Origin of the sequence: Pseudomonas sp. TAA207 (genome assembly GCF_001529285.1) — a bacterium.
GTDB classification, from domain to species: Bacteria; Pseudomonadota; Gammaproteobacteria; order Pseudomonadales; family Pseudomonadaceae; genus Aquipseudomonas; species Aquipseudomonas weihenstephanensis.
In genome coordinates this window covers 130,493-151,595 of sequence record NZ_LLWJ01000065.1, presented here as the reverse complement: position 1 = coordinate 151,595, position 21,103 = coordinate 130,493, and the positions used below count along the sequence as shown (strand labels likewise).

Sequence of the window (21,103 nt, the reverse complement as noted above, 5' to 3'; positions counted from 1 at the left end):
TAAGGACGATTCGTGCCAATCAAGTGGCGATGCCGGCCAGCGCTTTTGGCCGGCTTGCTGACAGGCGGCGGGTGAGGTATTTCATCACTCAACTCCTTGATGGCCACTCCCGAGATGACGCTGAATATCGCATTGATTGTTTTCCCCGGTGTGCAAGCGCTGGACGTGACCGGGCCGATGGATGTGTTTGCCGAAGCCAATGGTTTCCTTCCCGCCGAGCAGCGGTATACGCTGGATGTGGTGGGGTTGGAGGCGGGTTTGTTGACGTGTTCCAACGGCTTGCTGATACAGGCACATCGCCCGTTTAGCCAGGCTCGCAGCCACTACGACATGGTGCTGTGTGCAGGGGGACCGGCGCTGCCAGATGAGGATTTCGGCGCGGATTTCTATCAGTGGTTACACGGTGTTTGCCGACGCTCACGGCGTTTTGGGTCTATCTGTAATGGCGCAACCCTGCTCGCTCGCGCCGGGTTACTCGACGGGCGACGCGTGACCACGCACTGGAATGATGTGGCCTCTCTTGCGCGTTTATGTCCCGGTGCACGGTTGGAAGCAGACCGCCTCTACGTGCAGGATGACAATCTGTACACCTCGGCCGGGGTCACGGCGGGGATTGATTTGTCGTTGTATGTGTTGAGCCAGGACCACGGCCCGCAGGTGGCGTTGAGTGTGGCAAAGCGTTTGGTGGTGTTCACCCAGCGCACGGGCGGGCAATCGCAGTTCAGTCCTTTTTTGATGCCCGTGACCCCGGCCACTTCACCGATCGCAGCGGTGCAGCATTTTGTGATGGAGCATTTGCGGGACGATCTGACCATCAGCCAGTTGGCACAGGCGGCCAACATGAGTGCGCGCAATTTTTCGCGGGTGTTTGCCCGCGACACACAGACCACCCCCGCGCAATTCGTCGAAGGCGCCAGGGTGGACGCTGCACGGGCCATGCTGCAAACCCCCGGCCTTGCGCTTAAAACCGTGGCTTACGCCTGCGGCTTTCGCGATGCGCACCATATGCGCAGCGTATTCATGCGTAGGCTCGGGGTTTCGCCGCAGCAGTTTCGGCTGCATTTTGCGGCGATGACCTGAACCTTTGCCTCGCGTAGCGGCTGATCGGCTTTATTGCGGTAACGGCATCCCTTTAGGCCACAGCAACCAGATATTGCCCTTTTGCTTCATGTCGCCCGCCAGCGCGCCGGCTTCGGGGCCGGTACCGACAAAGAAGTCGGCGCGCACTTCACCTGCAATCGCGCCGCCGGTGTCTTGTGCCGCCACCGGACGCACGATGGGTTGCCCGTCAGCGTGCGTGGTCGACAACCACAGCAGGCTGCCCAATGGAATCACCTTGCGATCCACCGCCACGCTATAGCCTGCGGTCAGTGGCACATTCAACGAGCCGCGAGGGCCTTCGTTGCTGTCGGGGTTCTGGGTGAAAAACACATAGCTGGGGTTGCTGGCCAACAGTTCATTGACCCGCTGCGGGTGCGCCATCGCCCATGCGTGAATGGTGCCCATGGTCACGTCTTCTTTTTTCAACTCGCCTTGTTCAACCAGCCAGCGGCCTATTGGTTTGTACGGGTGGCCATTCTGGTCGGCGTAGCCAATACGCAGTTGGCGGCCGTTATCGAGTTGCACGCGGCCCGATCCCTGAATTTGCAGAAATTGCAGGTCCATCGGATCGGTCAGCCAGGCGATCACCGGGGCGTTCAGGCCCTGGGCGTTGATGGTGGCAGCCGTGTCGTAGGGTTTGATCACACGGCCTTCAAGGCGTCCGCGTAAACGCTTGCCCTTGAGTTCGGGGTAGAGGCTGTCCAGATTGACCACGATCAAATCCGCTGGCACCCCGTAAACCGGAACGTGGGCCACGTCGGTGGCGGTGAGGCTGCCGGGGTAGACCGGTTCGTAATAGCCGGTGATCAGGCCGTCACTGCTGCCTTCGGCGGAACGCAGGCTGTACACGTCGAGATGGGTTTGTAGAAAGCTGCTGATCTGGGCCACATCGGGGTTAGCAGGCAGTTTGGCGGCTTCGCTGCACAGGTTGCCCCAGTTAGGGTCGGCTTTGAGCCGGGTACAGGCGCTGCGCCATGACGTGAAACCGCCTTGCAAATCCGCACCTGTGACCTCGGGCAGCGCACTCCAGTCGGCTTTGCTGTAAGTGGTGTGAGGGGGGTCAGGCTGTTTGGCTTCGTTGTCGGTGCCATTGCACCCTGCCAGCAACATGACGACGGGCAGCGCCCAAGCCAGAGGCTTTAAAAAACGACTCATCTGCGATGTTCCTTTGCGGTTGCCGAGGTCTGATGACCGTCAAGGCAATCCTTATATTCAATAGGGGTATTGGTCTTTGCAGGTGACACGAGGATACTGGCGACCGATTTTCGTGATGTGAAGCGACCATGACTTTGAAACGATTGACTGTTGTACTGCTGGCCTGCCTGACGCTGTCGGCGTGTGGTGGGGTTGATCCCAACTCGCCATTGGGTCAGCGTAAAGCGATTTTCAAGCAGATGCTCAAGACCAGTGAAGACCTGGGCGGCATGCTGCGTGGTCGAATTCCGTTCGATGGCCCGCGTTTTACTGAAGGTGCGGTCAAACTTGATGCATTGGCTCACGAGCCGTGGAAGCATTTCCCACAAGTTAAAGAGTCTGATCAAACCAGCGCGACTGATGATGTCTGGCAAAAACAGGCCCGTTTTCAGGACTTGGCGCGTCAATTGGAAGCAGCGACCGGTGAGCTGGTGATTGCCAGCCAGGTGCAGCCGTATAAAGCCAGCAACCTGACGCCTGCGGTGCAGAAAGTTGAAGACACGTGCAGCGCGTGCCACAAGGAATTTCGCAACCACTGAGTCAGTGTTGAATCAACAGACCCTCACCCTCACCCTCTCCCTGAGGGAGAGGGGACTGAATGCCTACAGCCTGAGCGCTTCACTCGCCTGATGGACTGAATGCATGCAATCCCCGTTACGCCGCGCATCGGCGCCCTCATCTTGCGGCAGAGGGTGGGGTTGAAGGTGTTGTGGGCTTACTTGTCCAACTGATCCAGCGCTTCCTGCAATTCTTTGCGCGATTCAGCCAGTTTGTTTTTACGCTTGTCGATTTTCTCCGGGTCGCCTTTCTTCATGGCTTTGTCCAGATCCGCCTGACGCTGGCTGACCTCGTGCTTGGCGTCGAGTACCTTTTTTTCGCGTTCTTTTTTCAGGCCAGCCTCTGTGCAATTGGCTTTGACTTCGCTCAGTGCTTTTTCCAGACCCGCCACCTGGAAGGGGTTGTTGTGGGCGCGTGCGTACTCAAGTTGAGTTTCGATATTTTTGACTTTGGCAGCGCAACCGGTCAATTCAGGCGCTTGTTGCGCAGCCATCAGTGGGGCAGCCAGCAGGCCGCAAACAGTGAACAGGGCGAGCGGTGAAAGAAGTTTCATAAAAAAGGCTCCATAACAAAAAGTAACAATACACACAGTTCGGTAGACCCCAGGCGCAGCATGCGCTTGGGTAAACGCTGGCGGAATCAGTCAAAACCGGCAATCCCGACAGCTTGTAATTCTTGGCTCAAGGCCCTTACGTCAGGGTCGCGCAGGAACGCACTCAGCTGTTCGGCGCGACGCGGGCCAATGCCCGGTTCCGCCATCCAGTCCTTGGTGTCGCGTGCAACCAACGCCTGCCAGGACTGCCCCAAGGCGCTGTCACCGGTGGGCGGCAACCCGAGCGCTTTGACCCAGCGTTCGAATGATTGTTGCCGAGCGTTGTGCAAACTCTTCAATAAACGTGCGCTGCTGCGTTCGCCCAAGCCCGTAATACTAGCAAGCTGAGCAGGGTTGAGGGTCAACCAATCCAGCAAGCGGCTGATTTTGCCGGCCTGGATCAACTTCTCCCAAGTGCCTGGGCCGACAAACGGCAGGTCCAGACCTTTTTTGCCACTCAGCCAGTTCAAACGCGCCAAAAACTGGCTTTCGCAGCCCGGTTTCGCTTGCCAACAACTCAGTGCGTGGAAGTCATGGGGGTCAGGTGCCTGTACTTCAATACGCTCGGTAGCGCGAAGAACGACGTGATCAAAGCGTGGGATCGTCATGCCCGCCAGGCTGATGGCTACGTGATCGCCGGGGCGAATGTCGAGGGTTTGCCAGCGTTGTAGCGAGCCAAGGCTGATGCGCTGGATTTGCCGGTCGTCGAGCCGAACCGGGGTGAGTTCCAGCATGGGTGTGATACGCCCGGTGCGGCCAATCTTGAACGTTACCTTGCGCACCTCGCTGATGGCCTGCGCATGGGGGTATTTCCAGGCGGCGGCCCAGTTCGGCGGTTTGGCTTGCCAGCGCTTCGCGGCAGGGCGCTGGCTTTGGCGCAAGACCACGCCGTCTGTGGCAAAGGGCAGGGGGCTGTTATGCCAGTGCTGGCGCCAGTGTTGCGCGTGCTCAAGCTGCTCGACGGGGTGGCTGTAGGTCAGGCTGTCAATAAAGCCCAGCGCGCTCAGTTGCTGCAACCGTTCGGTTTGGGTGTCCGGGCCATCGGGCCAGTCCCATACAAACAAGCCAATGTCATGGGCGTGTTCCGCTGGCAGGTCATGACGGGCCATTAACCCCGCCACGGTGCTGCGCGCATTGAGGCTGCCGGACGTGGCTTGCACGTGCCCGGACATGCGCCAGTACAACTCACCTTGCAGCACGGCATTTATCGCCAGGGGCAGTTGTTTTGGAATGGCGCTGATCAAGCGTGCGCCGAGTGTCCAGTCTTGCCCTTTCTCACCGTCACCGCGACTGATGACCTGCTGCAAATGGCCTTGCTCATAAACCAGGGTTACTGCGACGCCATCGACTTTGGGTTGTATCCACACCCCCTGACGGTTTTTTAGCCAATGGTTGACGGCCTGTTCGTCGGGCAGCTTTTGCAGTCCGGTCTGGGCTATCGGGTGCCAGACCTTGCCGCGGGCTGTGTGCAGCGGGTTATCCACAGATGTGGCGTCAAAGCAGCGTCGCCAGTGCTCCAGGCGAGCGCGCGACTTATCGTAAACCGCGTCAGTGACGAGTGAGACTGCGCGGCGGTGGTAGCTGTCGTCCCAGGTTTTCAATTGCTGGCTCAGCGTGGCGAGGTGCTGCTGTGCGCGTATTGACGGCCAGTCAGGGCAAGTGTCCGCGTGCGCGTTGAGCGTGAGCAGTACGGCTATAAAAGCGCCGATAAAACGGAGTGTGGCCAGCATCATGAGCGTCCTTGCCCGGAATGAATGCTTAAGGCTAGCGCAGGTTTTTTTGCAGGCGCATCAGGACGTTTACAGGGTGTTGCGGCCTAGCCAATCTGCGGCCGCAGTTTCTTTTGCCGAAAAAAAGCCCCGGGCAGTCACCTGTCCGGGGCTTTTGGGTGCAGCGGGCGTCGTTAAATGCCAGCAGCAGCGCGCAGCTCTTCAGCGCGGTCGGTACGCTCCCACGTGAACGTGGTGAAGGTATCGTCGCCCACTGTTTTGGTCTGCGGCGTGCGGCCGAAGTGGCCGTAGGCTGCGGTTTCCTGGTACATCGGGTGCAGCAGGTCGAGCATCTTGGTGATCGCGTAAGGACGCAGGTCGAACACGTCACGCACCAGCTTGATGATTTTCTCGTCGGAGATTTTGCCGGTGCCGAAGGTGTTCAACGAAATCGAAGTCGGTTGAGCGACGCCAATTGCGTAGGAAACCTGAATTTCGCAACGCTCAGCCAGGCCGGCAGCCACAATGTTTTTAGCCACATAACGGCCCGCGTAAGCAGCCGAACGGTCTACTTTGGACGGATCTTTACCCGAAAACGCGCCGCCGCCGTGGCGCGCCATGCCGCCGTAGGTGTCAACGATGATCTTGCGACCGGTCAGGCCGCAGTCGCCCACCGGGCCACCGATGATGAACTGGCCAGTCGGGTTGATGTGGAACTGGGTGTCTTTGTGCAGCAGTTCGGCAGGCAACACGTGCTTGACGATCAGCTCCATCACGCCTTCGCGCAGGTCAGCAGCGCTGACGTCCGGGCTGTGCTGGGTCGACAGCACGATGGCGTCGATGCCTACCACTTTGCCGTTGTCGTAACGGCACGTAACCTGAGATTTGGCATCCGGGCGCAGCCACGGCAGCAGGCCGGACTTGCGGGCTTCAGCCTGGCGCTGTACCAACTGGTGCGAGAAGGTGATCGGTGCTGGCATCAGCACCTCGGTTTCGTTGCTGGCGTAGCCGAACATCAGGCCCTGGTCGCCAGCGCCCTGATCTTCAGGCTTGGCGCGGTCAACGCCCTGGTTGATGTCAGGGGACTGCTTGCCGATGATGTTCATCACGCCGCAGGTCGCGCCGTCGAAACCGACGTCGGAGCTGGTGTAACCGATGTCGGTGATCACGTCACGAACGATCTGCTCCAGGTCAACCCAGGCCGAGGTGGTGACTTCGCCTGCGATGATCGCTACGCCGGTTTTCACCAGAGTCTCGCACGCCACACGGGCGAACTTGTCTTCAGCAATGATGGCGTCCAGCACCGCGTCAGAAATCTGGTCGGCGATTTTGTCCGGATGCCCTTCAGACACGGACTCGGAGGTGAAAAGGGAGTATTCGCTCATCTCGACGGTTTCCTAATATTTACCGATGGTGAGTGTTGCCAGAGGGTCGCTGAAAGTGGCGGACCTGAATCTGGAAACCATTACGTAAGCCTACATAGAGGCTTTCCCCGGGAACCAGTCCCGCAGCGGTGGCCCAACGGGCCAGATCATCTTGTTCAAAACCTAACCATAAATCACCGCACGCCTCGCGGGCCCACGCCTGATTATGGCTACACAACTCTGTTACCAGCAGGCTACCGCCAGGTTGCAGCAGGGTCGCCAGTTGCTTTAATGCGTCGGCCGGTGCGGCGAAATGGTGCAAGACCATGTTCACCACCACGCAATCGACCTGGATCTGCGAACCGTTGAGCGCGTCTGCCAAGGTCAGGCTGACGTTGCTCAGCGCTTCTCGCTCACACACCTGGCGCGCCAGTTCGAGCATCGCCGGGCTGTTGTCCAGGGCCGTGACCTGATGAAAGCGGCGGGCCAGATCAGGCAAAAAGCTGCCGTCGCCGGGGCCGACTTCAAGGGCCGTGGCCGCAGGGCTAAAACTCAGTTTGTCGAGCAGTGCCAGTACGCTGTCCCGGTACTGCGGCAAGCCTGCAATCAGGTCTTGCTGGGCGCGAAACTTCTCGGCAATGCGTGAGAAAAAATCTTGGCTAGCGGCAGCGCGCTGCCCGTGTACGGCGCTGATGCGCGCTTGTACCTCTGCGGGCAAGGTCAGGTTGTCGACCTCTTCCAGCAACGCGGCGTGTAGCGTGCCGCCCAATTGCTCGGTGTGGGGCAGGGCGCGGCGATAAAAGATCGCATTGCCTTCGCGGCGGGTGGCCACCAGCCTGGCCTGGGACAGCACCTTGAGGTGATGGCTCATGCCCGACTGGCCGGTTGCAAAAATCTGCGTCAGCTCCAGCACGCCAAATGAATCATTGGCCAACGCGCGCAGCACATTGAGTCGCAGCGGATCACCTCCAGCCTTGCACAGGGCGGAGAGCTCGTCGCAATCGTCATGGCGAATTGAAGGCACGCGTAAGTTCATGGGGTGGCAGTCTAGTTACCCGTTTGTGTCGTCGCAAGTTCAATATCAAAACTTTTTGATATTGGTCGATAAGTGGTGCGTTTGTCGGACGGGTTCTGTGAATGGACGAGCGAAGCGGGCCAATCCTCAGCAGATTGAACGGTTAAGCGCAGGAAAAACCGCTCAAGTGACTATCTGTCATTGCCCGAGGGCGCTGCCTGAGGGAAAATGCTCGCCTTTTTTCCGTTTCGTTTTATTTATCAATACCCAGGAGAACAGCGATGCCCAGCCGTCGTGAGCGTGCCAACGCCATTCGTGCACTCAGCATGGATGCCGTGCAAAAAGCCAACAGCGGCCATCCAGGTGCCCCTATGGGCATGGCGGATATCGCCGAAGTTCTGTGGCGCGATTATCTGAAGCACAACCCGAGCAACCCGTCGTTCGCTGACCGTGACCGCTTCGTGCTGTCCAACGGCCACGGTTCGATGCTGATCTACTCGTTGCTGCACCTGACCGGTTACGACCTGTCGATCGATGACCTGAAAAACTTCCGCCAGTTGCACAGCCGCACCCCCGGTCACCCGGAGCTGGGCTACACGCCGGGCGTTGAAACCACGACCGGCCCATTGGGTCAGGGTTTGGCCAACGCCGTGGGTTTTGCCCTGGCAGAAAAAGTCATGGGCGCGCAGTTCAACCGTCCTGGCCACGACATTGTTGATCACCACACCTACGTGTTCCTGGGTGATGGCTGCATGATGGAAGGCATTTCCCACGAAGTTGGCTCGCTGGCCGGTACATTGGGCCTGGGCAAACTGATCGCCTTCTACGACGACAACGGCATCTCCATCGATGGCGAAGTTGAAGGCTGGTTCACCGACGACACGCCAAAGCGTTTCGAAGCCTACAACTGGCAAGTGATCCGCAACGTTGACGGTCACGACCCGGAAGAAATCAAAACCGCGATCGAAACCGCGCGCAAAAGCGATCAGCCAACCCTGATCTGCTGCAAAACCACCATCGGTTTTGGCTCGCCAAACAAGCAGGGCAAGGAAGATTGCCACGGTGCCCCACTGGGTAACGACGAAATCGCCTTGACCCGCACCGCGCTGAACTGGAACTACGCGCCGTTTGAAATCCCGGCCGATATCTACGCCGAATGGGATGCCAAGCAGGCCGGTGCCGCAGTTGAATCCGAGTGGGACAAGCGCTTCGCAGCCTATGCCGCCGCATTCCCGGAACTGGCGTCTGAGCTGTCTCGTCGTCTTAAGGGCGACCTGCCGGCCGACTTCGATGCCAAGGCGACGGCCTACATCAATGAAGTGGCCGCCAAAGGCGAGACCATCGCCAGCCGTAAAGCCAGCCAGAACACCCTGAACGCTTTCGGCCCGCTGTTGCCGGAACTGCTCGGCGGTTCGGCTGACCTGGCCGGTTCCAACCTGACCCTGTGGAAAGGTTGCAAAGGTGTGTCGGCTGAAGACGCCAGCGGTAACTACATGTACTACGGTGTGCGTGAGTTCGGCATGAGCGCGATCATGAACGGCGTTGCCGTGCATGGCGGCCTGGTGCCTTACGGCGCGACCTTCCTGATGTTCATGGAATACGCCCGCAACGCGATCCGCATGTCGGCTTTGATGAAGCAGCGTGTGATCTACGTGTTCACCCACGACTCCATCGGTCTGGGCGAAGACGGCCCGACGCACCAGCCGGTCGAGCAACTGACCAGCCTGCGTACCACGCCGAACCTGGACACCTGGCGCCCTGCCGACGCGGTTGAATCCGCAGCGGCCTGGAAATTCGCCCTTGAGCGTAAAGACGGCCCGTCGGCGCTGATCTTCTCGCGTCAGAACCTGAACCACCAAACCCGTGATGCCGCGCAAATTGCCGACATCAACCGGGGCGGTTACGTGCTCAAAGATTGCGCAGGCGAGCCTGAGCTGATCCTGATTTCCGCCGGTTCTGAAATTGGCCTGACCGTTCAGGCGTACGAGAAGCTGACCGAGCAAGGCCGCAAGGTCCGTGTGGTGTCGATGCCGTGCACCAGCGTGTATGAAGCTCAGGACGCAGGCTACAAGCAGTCGGTTCTGCCGTTGCAAGTCAGCGCGCGTATTGCCATCGAAGCGTCCCACGCGGACTACTGGTACAAGTACGTGGGTCTGGAAGGTCGCGTCATCGGCATGACCACCTACGGCGAGTCGGCGCCTGCGCCTGCCTTGTTCGAGGAGTTCGGTTTCACCCTGGAAAACATCCTGGATCAGGCTCAAGAGCTGCTGGAAGACTAAATCACAACGCGGTGGCCCTTGGCTGCCGCGCTCCCCGTAGTCGCTGCCGCAGGCTGCGAAGGGTTGCTCTGCAACCCGTTTCTTGAAGGCCCTGCGATCCTTGTCGCAGCCCTTGGCAGCGACTACAGGTTTTGAATAAGAGAACCCCATGCCTGAACTGCGTCCTTACAAAGTTGCACTCAACGGCTACGGCCGCATTGGTCGTTGCGTCTTGCGTGCGTTGTTTGAACGGGGCGCGGCTGCCGGGTTTGAAATTGTTGCACTTAATGATTTGGCCGACATGGCCAGTCTCGAATATTTGACGCGCTTCGACTCCACACATGGCCGGTTTCCCGGCGAGATACGGATCGAAGGCGACTGCCTGCATATCAATGGCGACTGCGTGAAAGTGTTCCGCAGTGCCACCCCCGAAGGCATCGACTGGGCCGCATTGGGCGTAGATTTGGTGCTGGAATGCTCCGGTGCCTACAACACGCGCGCTGACGGCCAACGTTTTCTGGATGCCGGCGCACCGGCGGTGCTGTTTTCGCAACCGATGGCCAGCGAGGCAGATGCTGACGCCACCATCGTGTACGGCGTGAACCAGCACAGCCTGAGCGGTACCGAACGCCTGATTTCCAACGCTTCTTGCACCACCAACTGCGGCGTGCCGCTGCTGCGCTTGCTGGATAAAGCGTTTGGTCTGGAATACGTGTCGATCACCACCATTCACTCGGCGATGAACGATCAGCCGGTGATTGACGCTTACCACGACGAAGACCTTCGTCGTACACGTTCGGCGTTTCAGTCCGTGATTCCGGTGTCCACCGGTCTGGCTAAAGGCATCGAACGTTTGTTGCCGGAACTTGCTGGCCGAATTCAAGCCAAAGCCGTACGGGTGCCGACCTTGAATGTGTCGTGCCTGGATATCACGTTGACTACTGCGCGCGACACAACCGCGCAGGAAGTGAACGACATGCTGCGCGAGGCTGCCACCAGCGGCCCGCTCAAAGGCTTGTTGGCATACACCGAGTTGCCGCACGCCAGCTGTGATTTCAACCATGACCCGCATTCGGCGATTGTTGACGCCAGCCAGACCCGCGTTTCCGGCCCCCGGCTGGTCAACCTGCTGGCGTGGTTCGACAACGAATGGGGGTTTGCCAATCGAATGATCGATGTGGCTGAGCACTATCTGCACGTAACTCACCCAAAACCCGCTCTCTAACATTAGAAACTCAGGAACTGCGACCCATGACCGTGTTGAAGATGACCGACCTCGATCTGCAAGGTAAGCGCGTGCTGATCCGCGAAGACCTCAACGTCCCAGTCAAGGACGGTGTTGTCACCAGCGATGCGCGCATCCTTGCTTCGCTGCCGACCATCAAGCTGGCGTTGGAAAAAGGCGCGGCAGTCATGGTCTGCTCGCACCTGGGCCGTCCGACTGAAGGCGAGTTTTCAGCTGAAAACAGCCTCAAGCCTGTTGCTGATTACTTGAGCAAGGCGCTGGGCCGTGAAGTGCCGCTGGTGAGCGACTACCTCGATGGCGTGGACGTTAAAGCCGGCGACATCGTGCTGTTCGAAAACGTGCGCTTCAACAAAGGCGAAAAGAAAAACGCCGACGAATTGGCCAAGCAATACGCGGCCCTGTGCGACGTGTTTGTGATGGATGCCTTTGGCACTGCACACCGCGCCGAAGGCTCGACCCACGGCGTGGCCAAGTTCGCCAAAGTGGCGGCCGCGGGCCCGTTGCTGGCGGCGGAACTGGACGCACTGGGCAAAGCCCTGGGTGCTCCGGCCAAGCCAATGGCTGCGATTGTTGCAGGCTCCAAGGTGTCGACCAAACTTGACGTACTCAACAGCCTGAGCCAGATCTGCGACCTGCTGATCGTTGGCGGTGGCATTGCCAACACGTTCCTCGCGGCGGCCGGTCATCCAGTGGGCAAATCGCTTTACGAGCCTGATTTGCTGGACACCGCGCGTGCCATCGCCGCCAAGGTCAACGTGCCGTTGCCTACCGATGTGGTCGTGGCCAAGGAATTTGCTGAAAGCGCCGAAGCCACCGTCAAGCTGATTGCTGATGTGGCAGCAGACGACATGATTCTGGATATCGGCCCACAAACAGCCGAGCACTTCGCGCAGTTGTTGAAGACCTCGAAGACTATCCTGTGGAACGGACCTGTCGGCGTGTTCGAGTTCGATCAGTTCGGCAACGGTACCAAAGTGCTGGCCAAGGCCATCGCTGACAGCGCTGCATTTTCTATTGCAGGCGGCGGCGACACATTGGCGGCAATCGACAAGTACGGTGTGGCCGATCAAATTTCCTACATCTCCACCGGTGGCGGTGCATTCCTTGAGTTCGTTGAAGGCAAAGTGCTGCCTGCTGTAGAAGTGCTGGAAAGCCGCGCCAAAGCCTGAAAATGATTCAGGCCCTGAAAGGAAGCATGGACATGGTCAAGTTGTTACCGCTGTTGATGATCGCGGGCTTGTTGGCCGGTTGCGCCGGTTCAAGCGAGCCGGCACCTGAAGCGGCTACGCCTGAAGAGAGCGGCTGCTATCAGGCCGACTGGCAGGCGCAGAGCGTGCCATTGGTCAATAAACGATCAGGGCCGCAAGCGCTGGAAAAATACGAGTCACCCACGCCTTCAAATGTGCGCGGGTGCCCATGATTTGAACACGGCTGCTCCTACAGAGCGCCGTGTAGCTATGGCTGGAGCTGTAACGTTTCAGCCAAAACGAATTCGCAGTAAAGGGCCAAACCCCCGATCTGCAAAAACTTGAATAGCAGCTGCCGCTACGGCAGGCTTGCACGATTAACGACCCTCGTCCGGGAGAGAGACACACAATGGCACTTATCAGCATGCGTCAGATGCTGGACCACGCCGCCGAATTCGGCTACGGCGTTCCAGCTTTTAACGTCAACAACCTTGAGCAGATGCGCGCCATTATGGAAGCCGCTGACAAGACTGACTCCCCGGTGATCGTTCAGGCTTCGGCCGGTGCGCGCAAGTACGCAGGTGCTCCGTTCCTGCGTCACCTGATTCTGGCTGCAATCGAAGAGTTCCCGCATATCCCGGTGTGCATGCACCAGGACCACGGCACCAGCCCTGACGTGTGCCAACGTTCGATCCAGTTGGGTTTCAGCTCGGTGATGATGGACGGCTCGCTCGGCGAAGACGGCAAGACCCCGACTGACTACGATTACAACGTGCGTGTCACCCAGCAGACAGTTGCGCTGGCCCATGCGTGCGGTGTGTCGGTAGAAGGCGAGCTGGGCTGCCTGGGTTCGCTGGAAACCGGTATGGCCGGTGAAGAAGACGGTATCGGCGCTGAAGGCGTGCTGGATCACAGCCAAATGCTGACCGACCCGGAAGAAGCGGCTGACTTTGTGAAGCGCACCCAAGTGGACGCCCTGGCCATTGCCATTGGTACGTCCCACGGCGCGTACAAGTTCACCAAGCCACCGACCGGCGACGTGTTGGCGATTGACCGCATCAAAGAAATCCACAAACGCATTCCGAACACTCACCTGGTGATGCACGGTTCGTCTTCGGTGCCGCAAGAGTGGCTGAAAATCATCAACGAGTACGGCGGCGACATCAAGGAAACCTACGGTGTGCCGGTTGAAGAAATCGTTGAAGGCATCAAGCACGGCGTGCGCAAGGTCAACATCGACACCGACTTGCGTCTGGCATCGACGGGCGCCATGCGTCGCCTGATGGCGACCAACCCAAGCGAGTTTGACCCGCGCAAGTTCTTCGGCGCGACCGTGACGGCCATGCGTGACGTGTGCATCGCCCGTTACGAAGCCTTCGGTACCGCTGGCAACGCTTCGAAGATCAAGCCGATCTCCCTGGAAGCCATGTACCAGCGTTACCTCAAGGGTGAACTGAACGCCAAGGTCAACTAAGGCCTGTTTTTAGGCGCTGGCGAAGGCTGTGGGCTTTCAAGATCAAAAGCTCGCAGCCCTCGCTGGCCCCTGCAAAAAGGCAGAAAGTGTTGCCCGGTAAATAGCTCAATCTTGAGCGACCCGCCGCACGCAACCCGAAAATTCGGAGTCTTCAGGGACTGCGGATTTTTTTATGCCTGTTGCCCGGCCAGCCCCTGCTGTCGAATCCCCCTTGCATAATCAGCGTGCCATCACGACAATGCGAGCGATTACCATTTACGTATTGGTGGCATGCTCATGTCGGCGCTTGAACGTTCAGCTCTTCATCAGTTGTACAGCGACCACAACAGTTGGCTGAAGGGCTGGTTGCGGGTGCGATTGGGCAATGCGGCCGATGCATCGGACTTGGCCCAGGATACGTTTGTGCGCGTCATGACGGCGCGTATCGACACGCCGATCCGCGAACCACGCGGCTATCTCAGCGCGATTGCGCGCTCGCTGTTGATCGATAAATCGCGCCGCCGCACCATTGAGCAAGCCTATCTGCACACGCTGTCGCTACGTCCAGAACCGGTGGATGTGTCGCCCGAGACGCGTCTGTCGATCATCGAAATGCTGGTCTCGATCGATACGCTGCTCGATGAATTGGGCAGCCGCACCCGCGAGATCTTCCTCGCCGTGCAGCTTGAAGGGCTGAGTTACGTGGCGGCAGCCGAACGGTTCGGTGTGTCCGTCACCACCGTGAAAAACCATTTGATTCGCGCCATGACCCGCTGCCTGTTGCTGATGGAGGACGAATGAGCCGCGCGCCTGACCTCAAGACGCTTGAGGCCGCGGCGACGTGGTTCGTGCAATTGAATGACGGCGCGCAGTGCGAGGCCATATCCCGTGCGTGGCAAACCTGGCTGGACGCCAGTCCCCAGCATGCGGCTGCGTGGTCGCGTGTCGAGAAACTTCAGCAACAATGGGCCAGGGTGCCCCGCCAGTCGGCTTTGTCCAGCCTCAGTGCCGCCAAGGCACAGCGCCGTGAAGTGTTGAAAATACTCAGTGTGCTGCTGGCCGCAGGCGCGTGTGGCTGGCTGGCGGTTGAAGAGGTGCCGTACCGCTCGATGCTGGCCCGGCAACGCACGGGCAGCCGCGAACGGCGCACGCTTGCGCTTGCGGATGGGTCGCAGCTGGAACTCAATGCCGACACGGCGCTGGATGTGCGTTTTGACTCACACCAACGGCTGATCCAGCTGTACCGGGGTGAAATTTTGATTCAGACCGCCAAGGACCCGGCCCAACGTCCCTTTATCGTGGACACCGCCCAAGGTCGCGTTCGCGCACTGGGTACGCAGTTCAGCGTGCGTCAACTGTCCGGGCACACTCGGGTCGGGGTGCTGCAGGCCGCTGTCGAAGTGTCGGCCTACCGCTTTGCCGGTCAGCCCGTGCGACTGGAGGCGGGGCAGCAAGTCACGTTCGACCGCGAGGGTGTCGATGCCATTCGCCCTTTATCCGCAGGCTCGACGGCTTGGGTTCACGGCATGTTGAGTGTGGACGACTGGCGGCTGGGCGACTTTGTGGATGAGTTGAGTCGCTATCGTCCGGGGGTTCTGCACTGTGCGGCAGCAGTTCAAGACTTACGCATTTCAGGGGCGTTTCGTATCGATGACACAGAAACAGTGCTGGAGAATCTCAGCAAAACCCTGCCGGTAAAGGTTCGTTTCATGACCCGCTATTGGGCCAGCATCGAACCGGCCTGAGCGCCGATGCAAAAGGTTTGAGTTTTAACCTTGCTGATTTCGATTCTCATCCGTCAATGACATAAGCCACGCTCGTAGCGAGTTTGTGCCATGACAACGCAAGGATCTCCGAATGCTCCCGCTCCCCCTCAGTGCCACTCATAAAATAACCCGCGCTGTGCGCTTGACGGTATTGGGCGCGTCCCTCGCCAGCCTGTCTGCATTGGCGTTGACGCCGGCTGTGGCGTATGCCCAAAGCCAGGTGGTGTACCAGATAGCCCCCGGCCCGCTGGGCAGCGCCCTGACTCAATTTGGCGTGCAAGCGGGGGTGACGATTTCGTTCGATACCCAACAGGCGCGTGATCTCACCACAGGCGGGCTTGAAGGTTCCTACAGCATTGAGGAAGGGCTGGACCGCTTGCTGGCCAACAGCGGGCTGCAAGCCGAGCGTCAACACAATGGGGGCTATGTGTTGGTCGCCAGCCGTATTCAGTCCGCTCTGGAGTTGGGCGCCACCGAGGTTGTGACCAACCAGTTGGGCACGGTGACCGAGGGCACTGGCTCGTACACGCCGGGCTATATCGCCACCGCCACGCGCATGGTGCTCAAACCCCGCGAGACACCGCAATCGATCAGTGTCATCACCCGTCAGCACATGGATGACTTCGCGCTCGATAACGTTGATGACGTGATGCGCCATACACCGGGCATCACTGTGTCGGCGTATGACACAGACCGCACCAACTATTACTCGCGCGGTTTTTCGATCAACAACTTCCAGTACGACGGTATTCCCTCGGCGGTGCGCAACGTGGCCTATTCGGCGGGCAATACGCTGAGTGACATGGCGATCTATGACCGGATCGAGGTGCTCAAGGGGGCGTCGGGGCTGCTCAGCGGCGCCGGTTCGCTGGGCGGCACCATCAACCTGGTGCGTAAAAAACCTACCCGCGAGTTTCATGGCCATATCACCACCGGCGCGGGTTCTTGGGACAACTACCGCACGGAAGCTGATGTCAGCGGCCCGTTGACCGAAAGCGGTAATGTGCGGGGGCGTGCCGTGGCGGCCTATCAGGACCGCCAGTCGTACATCGACCGCTACTCCAACCAGAGTTCGGTGTTCTACGGCATCCTCGAAGCCGATCTCACGCCGGACACATTGCTGACCGTGGGCGCCGACTATCAGGACAACAAGCCCCAAGGCTCAACCTGGTCGGGGAGCTTTCCGCTGTACAACTATGCAGGCGAGATCAACAGCGCCAAGCGCTCATTCAGCAACGCCACCGACTGGAGCAGTTGGCAGCAATACACCCGCACCGTGTTTGCAACGCTGGAACAGGATCTGGGTGGCGGTTGGGTCGGCAAACTGCAACTGGATCACAAGCTCAATGGCTACGATGCCCAGTTGGGGGCCATCCAGTTCAACCAGCCGGCGATGGACGGCACTGCCACCATCAACGCACAGCGCTACAAAGGCGAAACCACCAGCGATGCAGCCGACATCTATGTCAGCGGCCCCTACAATTTTTTGGGTCGTGAACACGAACTGGTACTGGGCGGCTCGATCAGCAAAGCCAACTGGAAAGGCAAAGGCTATTGGGATGTCACGTTTGGCACGCCCAATCTGGTCGATTACTTCAACTGGAAGGGCCACCTGGCCAAACCTGATTGGGGCAAAGCGTCGCAAATCAGCGATGACACGGTGCGCCAGACCGGTTTGTACGCCACGACGCGGCTCAATGTCACCGATGAGCTGAACGTATTTCTGGGCGCGCGGGTCGTCGATTACACCCTGACCGGCACCACCAATACGTATCGTGAATCGGGGCGGGTGATTCCCTACGCGGGCATCACCTATGACCTGACCGATTACCTGACGGCCTATGCCAGCTACACCGATGTGTTCATGCCGCAGGAGTTTTACAACCTGGATCGCCACAGCAAGATGCTTGACCCGGACCAGGGTGAAAACTATGAAATCGGCCTCAAGAGCGAAATGTTCGACGGTCGCCTGAACGCCAGCCTCGCGTATTTTGAAGTCAAGGAAAGCAATCGCCCTATCCCGGACGATGCCTGGAACAACCTGGTGCCCACCCCGCCCAACTATGCCTTCAAGGGCACGGCCGCGCGCACCAAGGGCTATGAACTGGAAATATCCGGTGAGCTCAGCCCGGGCTGGAGCGTGCAGGGCGGGTATACGCACAAGGTGGTGCGCGATGACACGGGTAAGAAGATTTCGACGTTTGAGCCTGAAGACCAGCTCAGTTTCTACACCATTTACAAACTAAAGGGCGCCCTCGACAAAGTTTCTGTAGGCGGTGGCGCGCGCTGGCAGAGCACGGCCTGGCAAGAGATGTATAACGGCCCCAAAGACCGCTACGAAGACTTCTCGCAAAAGCCGTACTGGGTAGTCGATTTGATGACCCGTTATCAATTCACGGAAAACCTGTCGACCACCGTTAACGTCAATAACGTGTTCGACAAGTATTACTACACCAACATCGGCTTCTATAACTCGGCCATCTATGGTGAGCCGCGTAACGTGATGGTGACCACGCGCTGGGACTTCTGAACCTGCCTGCAAACGCCTGACTGTTCTGCCTGAGCAGTCGGTGCCTATAAAAAAGGGGTCAAGTCAGTCACGACACATGACCCCATATCACCTGTCCCCTGAACATCCATCCTTTGTCAGCCTCCCGGCAGTCACGTTTAATTGCGCGAAGCAAAGAGTGCTTCGGCGACCGATCCAATCCGTCTTTTTAGTCTGACTGTTTAAGGGACCCCATCATGATTTTGGGCAGAACACTTGAAAGCTGGTGCGCCAGCTATCCACTGATTAGCGATCTGGTCGCCCTGCACGAGACCACCTGGTTCAACCCCGGCCTGGCACCCGCAGCGCAGGCGCTTGGCGATGTAGGGCTGGGTGCTGCGGACGTGGCCGATGCCAGTGCCCGGCTCGCACGGTTTGCTCCCTACCTGCGTCGTGCATTTCCTGAAACCGCGGCCAGCAACGGCATTGTTGAATCGGATGTGGTGCCGGTCGCGCAATTGCAAACCGTGCTCGCAGAGCGCTATGGGCAGGCTTTGTCAGGCGCGCTGTGGCTCAAGCGCGACAGCCACTTGCCCATCTCGGGGTCGATCAAGGCGCGAGGGGGGATTTATGAAGTGCTCAAGCATGCCGAAGACCTCGCGCTGGGCGCTAAATTGATGAGCCTCGATGATGATTACGCCGTGCTGCACAGCGATCAGGCGCGGGCGTTTTTTGGTCAATACAAAATCGCCGTCGGCTCCACCGGCAACCTTGGCATGTCGATTGGCATCATGGGCGCTGCCTTGGGCTTTGAGGTGACGGTGCACATGTCAGCCGATGCGCGGCAGTGGAAAAAGGACACTTTGCGCGCCCATGGGGTGAGCGTGATTGAGTACGCCAGTGATTACAGCGTGGCTGTTGCTCAAGGGCGACAACAGGCTGAAGCCGATCCGGGCTGCCATTTTGTCGACGATGAAAACTCGGTCAATTTGTTCCTTGGCTATGCCGTGGCCGGCGAGCGCCTGAAACAACAATTGGCGGATGAGCACATCACCGTCGACGCGCAACATCCGTTGTTTGTGTACTTGCCGTGTGGCGTGGGTGGCGCCCCTGGCGGGGTGGCGTTCGGCCTCAAGCTGGCCTTTGGCGATGCCGTGCATTGCATCTTCGCCGAACCTACCCATTCGCCCTGCATGCTGCTGGGCGTGTACACCGGGCTGCATGATCAGGTCAGTGTTCAGGATTTCGGGATTGATAACGTGACGGCCGCCGACGGGCTGGCCGTGGGCCGTGCTTCCGGGTTTGTGGGCAAGGCCATGCAGCGTCTGCTCGATGGTTTTTACACCGTCAGCGACGAAGAAATGTACAGCCTGCTGGCCCTGATGGAGCGCAATCAAGGCCTGCGCCTTGAACCCTCTGCGCTGGCGGGCGTACCCGGTATTGCCAGGGTGCAGGCCGACCGGCAAGGCTATCTGGCCCGCGTGGGGCTGGAGGCGCAACACATGCTAAACGCCACCCACCTGATCTGGGCCACGGGCGGCAATCGGGTGCCCGCAGACGAGATGGATGCTTACATCAGCAAGGGCCGCGCGTTGCTGGCCCAAGGTTGAGCCGATACACGATTCAGGCATCACACCGGATATGGCACTATGCAACCCGGCCATATCCGGCCTGATCACCCTTTTGGCTCACTCACATCCCCATGCTCAACCTTCCCCCGCGCATCAGTGCCAGGCTCAACAGTAGCCAGTTTGCCAACCTGCATACGTTTCTGGTGGCTGCGCGGCATTTGAGTTTCGCGCGGGCTGCGCAAGAACTGTGCTTGACCGCCAGTGCGGTCAGCCACCGGATCAGTCGGCTTGAAACGGCACTGGAGATGAAGTTGTTCCAGCGTCTGACCCGTCAGGTCAACCTGACCGATGAAGGCGAACGCATTTTTGACATTTTGCAGCAGGCGATGGGCGAGTTGTCCGAGGCCCTTGAGCACTCGTCACAGGCCGACATTGCTGGCTCGATTGCGCTGTATGTCAGGCCCTCGGTCGCGCAATGCTGGCTCGTCCCCCGGCTGGCCGACTTTCTAGAGCGATACCCTTCGGTCTCACTGGACCTGCGCGTGGGCAATGACAACGTCGACTTTCGCACCCGCAAATTCGATTTGGCCTTGTATTACGCCAATGGCGAGTTTCCGGGCCTGGCCAGCCAGCGTTTGATGCAAGAACGTCTGGCCCCGGTGTGCAGCCCTGCGTATGCGCAGCGTCACGACTTGCTCAATAACCCGCAAAACTTGAAGTTGTGCACCACGTTGCACGACTCTCTGGCCTGGGACCATGCGGCGTTCGATGCCGAGTGGACGCTGTGGGCGCAGCAGCACAACCTGCTCGATGCCCTGCCCAAACGCACATTGACCTTTGATCGCTCAGACTTGAGCGTGACAGCCGCCATGCACCACGCGGGTATTGCCATGGGTCGTGAGCAACTGGTGCAAAAGCGCGTGGATAGCGGCGAATTGATCCTGCCTTTTGCCGACTTCAGTGTGTGCGGGCACTACGACTATTACCTGGTGCATTCACCGCTCAGCGCCCTGCCAAAACGCGTGCAGGTATTTATCGACTGGCTGCACGAATGCGCGCAGCAGACGGTCACGTAAGGAGAGGTGTATTCGCGTTTTGTAGTCGCTGTCGAGGAACGAGGCTGCGATCGGGCGCGTTGCGCTGGTGGGTCTGTATCTGAGGTATCCAATCTCGCATTACGCGTCATCGGCTACAGGTTTTGTGCCTACAGCGACTCGGGGTCGACGCCGTTGCCTTTGAGCAGCGCATCCACCAGCGAGCGTGACATTTCGACCGAGTGCACCAGCGACCACACCAAACCGCGCTCAATGCCACTGGCCCGCTCGGTGATTTCATCCGAGACTTCTTCGGCGCTTTTGAGCAGCATCGACACATGCTTCAACGCCTCCAGCGCCCGTACGTTGCCCCGCACGGCGAAAGGCGAGGCCGGGGAAACGTCATCGTTGCGGGTCGGGTTCAGGCTGTCGAGCGGCGCAGGCTCGGCATCAAGCTCATCCACAATGCGCCGGGTCGCTTCGTCATGCTGGTGATCGTCGCGCTTTTTTTTCATGGTTGTTCCACTGGGATCATCAATTGAGCCAAGGCACTCGGCGACTCAAGAA

General features: G+C 59.1%; 18 protein-coding genes. 12 read left to right on the top strand and 6 right to left on the bottom strand.

The features are described from left to right. The first annotated feature begins 114 nt into the window (after positions 1-114). Positions 115-1,080 carry a GlxA family transcriptional regulator gene (locus AP059_RS11760; RefSeq protein ID WP_059766195.1) on the top strand — a complete coding sequence of 322 codons (966 nt, stop codon included), beginning with the start codon at positions 115-117 and terminating at the stop codon, positions 1,078-1,080. Positions 1,081-1,110: 30 nt separating this feature from the next. On the opposite strand, the gene mltA is transcribed toward AP059_RS11760, so the two are convergent. Next, a complete protein-coding gene (gene mltA / locus AP059_RS11755) occupies positions 1,111-2,256 on the bottom strand; it encodes a murein transglycosylase A (protein ID WP_059765428.1) in 1,146 nt (381 codons plus the stop codon). Positions 2,257-2,384: 128 nt separating this feature from the next. On the opposite strand from mltA, the gene AP059_RS11750 reads away from it, so the two are divergent. Further along, complete coding sequence (locus AP059_RS11750) at positions 2,385-2,834, top strand: c-type cytochrome (protein ID WP_059765426.1); 450 nt, start codon at positions 2,385-2,387, stop codon at positions 2,832-2,834. 176 nt (positions 2,835-3,010) lie between these two features. Here AP059_RS11750 and AP059_RS11745 read toward each other — a convergent pair whose 3' ends face one another. From AP059_RS11745 to AP059_RS11730, 4 genes are all read right to left on the bottom strand, one after another. Beyond that, positions 3,011-3,406, bottom strand: a complete 396-nt coding sequence (locus AP059_RS11745; protein WP_059765424.1) for a DUF1090 domain-containing protein — start codon at positions 3,404-3,406, stop codon at positions 3,011-3,013. Between the two features lie 86 nt (positions 3,407-3,492). Continuing rightward, complete coding sequence (gene ligB, locus AP059_RS11740; protein ID WP_059765422.1) at positions 3,493-5,175, bottom strand: NAD-dependent DNA ligase LigB; 1,683 nt, start codon at positions 5,173-5,175, stop codon at positions 3,493-3,495. A 173-nt stretch (positions 5,176-5,348) separates the two neighbouring features. Next, positions 5,349-6,539 carry a methionine adenosyltransferase gene (gene metK / locus AP059_RS11735; RefSeq protein WP_048364130.1) on the bottom strand — a complete coding sequence of 397 codons (1,191 nt, stop codon included), beginning with the start codon at positions 6,537-6,539 and terminating at the stop codon, positions 5,349-5,351. A gap of 19 nt (positions 6,540-6,558) precedes the next feature. Next, positions 6,559-7,554 (bottom strand): ArsR/SmtB family transcription factor, encoded by a 996-nt coding sequence (locus AP059_RS11730; RefSeq protein ID WP_059765419.1) that lies wholly within the window; start codon positions 7,552-7,554, stop codon positions 6,559-6,561. A gap of 260 nt (positions 7,555-7,814) precedes the next feature. On the opposite strand from AP059_RS11730, the gene tkt reads away from it, so the two are divergent. The 10 genes from tkt (at position 7,815) to dsdC (ending at position 20,578) form a co-directional block, all read left to right on the top strand. Beyond that, positions 7,815-9,812, top strand: coding sequence for a transketolase (gene tkt / locus AP059_RS11725; RefSeq protein WP_048402212.1), 1,998 nt, complete (start codon positions 7,815-7,817; stop codon positions 9,810-9,812). 148 nt (positions 9,813-9,960) lie between these two features. Continuing rightward, the gene (gene epd / locus AP059_RS11720; protein WP_048364133.1) at positions 9,961-11,016 is read left to right on the top strand and encodes an erythrose-4-phosphate dehydrogenase; all 1,056 of its coding nucleotides are present in this window, start codon (positions 9,961-9,963) and stop codon (positions 11,014-11,016) included. A 26-nt stretch (positions 11,017-11,042) separates the two neighbouring features. After that, a complete protein-coding gene (locus AP059_RS11715) occupies positions 11,043-12,206 on the top strand; it encodes a phosphoglycerate kinase (RefSeq protein ID WP_059765417.1) in 1,164 nt (387 codons plus the stop codon). A 32-nt stretch (positions 12,207-12,238) separates the two neighbouring features. After that, a complete protein-coding gene (locus tag AP059_RS11710; RefSeq protein ID WP_059766193.1) occupies positions 12,239-12,457 on the top strand; it encodes a hypothetical protein in 219 nt (72 codons plus the stop codon). A 176-nt stretch (positions 12,458-12,633) separates the two neighbouring features. After that, positions 12,634-13,698: a class II fructose-bisphosphate aldolase gene (gene fba, locus AP059_RS11705; RefSeq protein WP_047278209.1), complete on the top strand. Its 1,065-nt coding sequence runs from the start codon at positions 12,634-12,636 to the stop codon at positions 13,696-13,698. A 276-nt stretch (positions 13,699-13,974) separates the two neighbouring features. Beyond that, the gene (locus tag AP059_RS11700; RefSeq protein WP_048402210.1) at positions 13,975-14,478 is read left to right on the top strand and encodes a sigma-70 family RNA polymerase sigma factor; all 504 of its coding nucleotides are present in this window, start codon (positions 13,975-13,977) and stop codon (positions 14,476-14,478) included. Then, a complete protein-coding gene (locus tag AP059_RS11695; protein WP_059765414.1) occupies positions 14,475-15,422 on the top strand; it encodes a FecR domain-containing protein in 948 nt (315 codons plus the stop codon). Before AP059_RS11700 ends, AP059_RS11695 begins: the two co-directional genes overlap by 4 nt. A 112-nt stretch (positions 15,423-15,534) precedes the next feature. Continuing rightward, the gene (locus tag AP059_RS11690; protein ID WP_059765412.1) at positions 15,535-17,973 is read left to right on the top strand and encodes a TonB-dependent siderophore receptor; all 2,439 of its coding nucleotides are present in this window, start codon (positions 15,535-15,537) and stop codon (positions 17,971-17,973) included. Between the two features lie 215 nt (positions 17,974-18,188). Then, positions 18,189-19,541 carry a D-serine ammonia-lyase gene (gene dsdA / locus AP059_RS11685; protein ID WP_059765410.1) on the top strand — a complete coding sequence of 451 codons (1,353 nt, stop codon included), beginning with the start codon at positions 18,189-18,191 and terminating at the stop codon, positions 19,539-19,541. Positions 19,542-19,633: 92 nt separating this feature from the next. Further along, entirely contained in the window at positions 19,634-20,578 is a 945-nt protein-coding gene (gene dsdC / locus AP059_RS11680; RefSeq protein ID WP_059765408.1) for a DNA-binding transcriptional regulator DsdC, read from the top strand. A 128-nt stretch (positions 20,579-20,706) separates the two neighbouring features. Here the strand turns inward: dsdC and AP059_RS11675 are convergent, their stop codons facing one another. Next, positions 20,707-21,051 carry a hypothetical protein gene (locus AP059_RS11675; RefSeq protein WP_059765406.1) on the bottom strand — a complete coding sequence of 115 codons (345 nt, stop codon included), beginning with the start codon at positions 21,049-21,051 and terminating at the stop codon, positions 20,707-20,709. Positions 21,052-21,103: the final 52 nt, after the last annotated feature.

Excerpts from the sequence above, each read along its gene's own strand:
- AP059_RS11760 (WP_059766195.1), top strand. The coding sequence starts at position 115 with ATGACGCTGAATATCGCATTGATTGTTTTCCCCGGTGTGCAAGCGCTG.
- mltA (WP_059765428.1), bottom strand. The coding sequence starts at position 2,256 with ATGAGTCGTTTTTTAAAGCCTCTGGCTTGGGCGCTGCCCGTCGTCATG.
- AP059_RS11750 (WP_059765426.1), top strand. The coding sequence starts at position 2,385 with ATGACTTTGAAACGATTGACTGTTGTACTGCTGGCCTGCCTGACGCTG.
- AP059_RS11745 (WP_059765424.1), bottom strand. The coding sequence starts at position 3,406 with ATGAAACTTCTTTCACCGCTCGCCCTGTTCACTGTTTGCGGCCTGCTG.
- ligB (WP_059765422.1), bottom strand. The coding sequence starts at position 5,175 with ATGCTGGCCACACTCCGTTTTATCGGCGCTTTTATAGCCGTACTGCTC.
- metK (WP_048364130.1), bottom strand. The coding sequence starts at position 6,539 with ATGAGCGAATACTCCCTTTTCACCTCCGAGTCCGTGTCTGAAGGGCAT.
- AP059_RS11730 (WP_059765419.1), bottom strand. The coding sequence starts at position 7,554 with ATGAACTTACGCGTGCCTTCAATTCGCCATGACGATTGCGACGAGCTC.
- tkt (WP_048402212.1), top strand. The coding sequence starts at position 7,815 with ATGCCCAGCCGTCGTGAGCGTGCCAACGCCATTCGTGCACTCAGCATG.
- epd (WP_048364133.1), top strand. The coding sequence starts at position 9,961 with ATGCCTGAACTGCGTCCTTACAAAGTTGCACTCAACGGCTACGGCCGC.
- AP059_RS11715 (WP_059765417.1), top strand. The coding sequence starts at position 11,043 with ATGACCGTGTTGAAGATGACCGACCTCGATCTGCAAGGTAAGCGCGTG.
- AP059_RS11710 (WP_059766193.1), top strand. The coding sequence starts at position 12,239 with ATGGTCAAGTTGTTACCGCTGTTGATGATCGCGGGCTTGTTGGCCGGT.
- fba (WP_047278209.1), top strand. The coding sequence starts at position 12,634 with ATGGCACTTATCAGCATGCGTCAGATGCTGGACCACGCCGCCGAATTC.
- AP059_RS11700 (WP_048402210.1), top strand. The coding sequence starts at position 13,975 with ATGTCGGCGCTTGAACGTTCAGCTCTTCATCAGTTGTACAGCGACCAC.
- AP059_RS11695 (WP_059765414.1), top strand. The coding sequence starts at position 14,475 with ATGAGCCGCGCGCCTGACCTCAAGACGCTTGAGGCCGCGGCGACGTGG.
- AP059_RS11690 (WP_059765412.1), top strand. The coding sequence starts at position 15,535 with ATGCTCCCGCTCCCCCTCAGTGCCACTCATAAAATAACCCGCGCTGTG.
- dsdA (WP_059765410.1), top strand. The coding sequence starts at position 18,189 with ATGATTTTGGGCAGAACACTTGAAAGCTGGTGCGCCAGCTATCCACTG.
- dsdC (WP_059765408.1), top strand. The coding sequence starts at position 19,634 with ATGCTCAACCTTCCCCCGCGCATCAGTGCCAGGCTCAACAGTAGCCAG.
- AP059_RS11675 (WP_059765406.1), bottom strand. The coding sequence starts at position 21,051 with ATGAAAAAAAAGCGCGACGATCACCAGCATGACGAAGCGACCCGGCGC.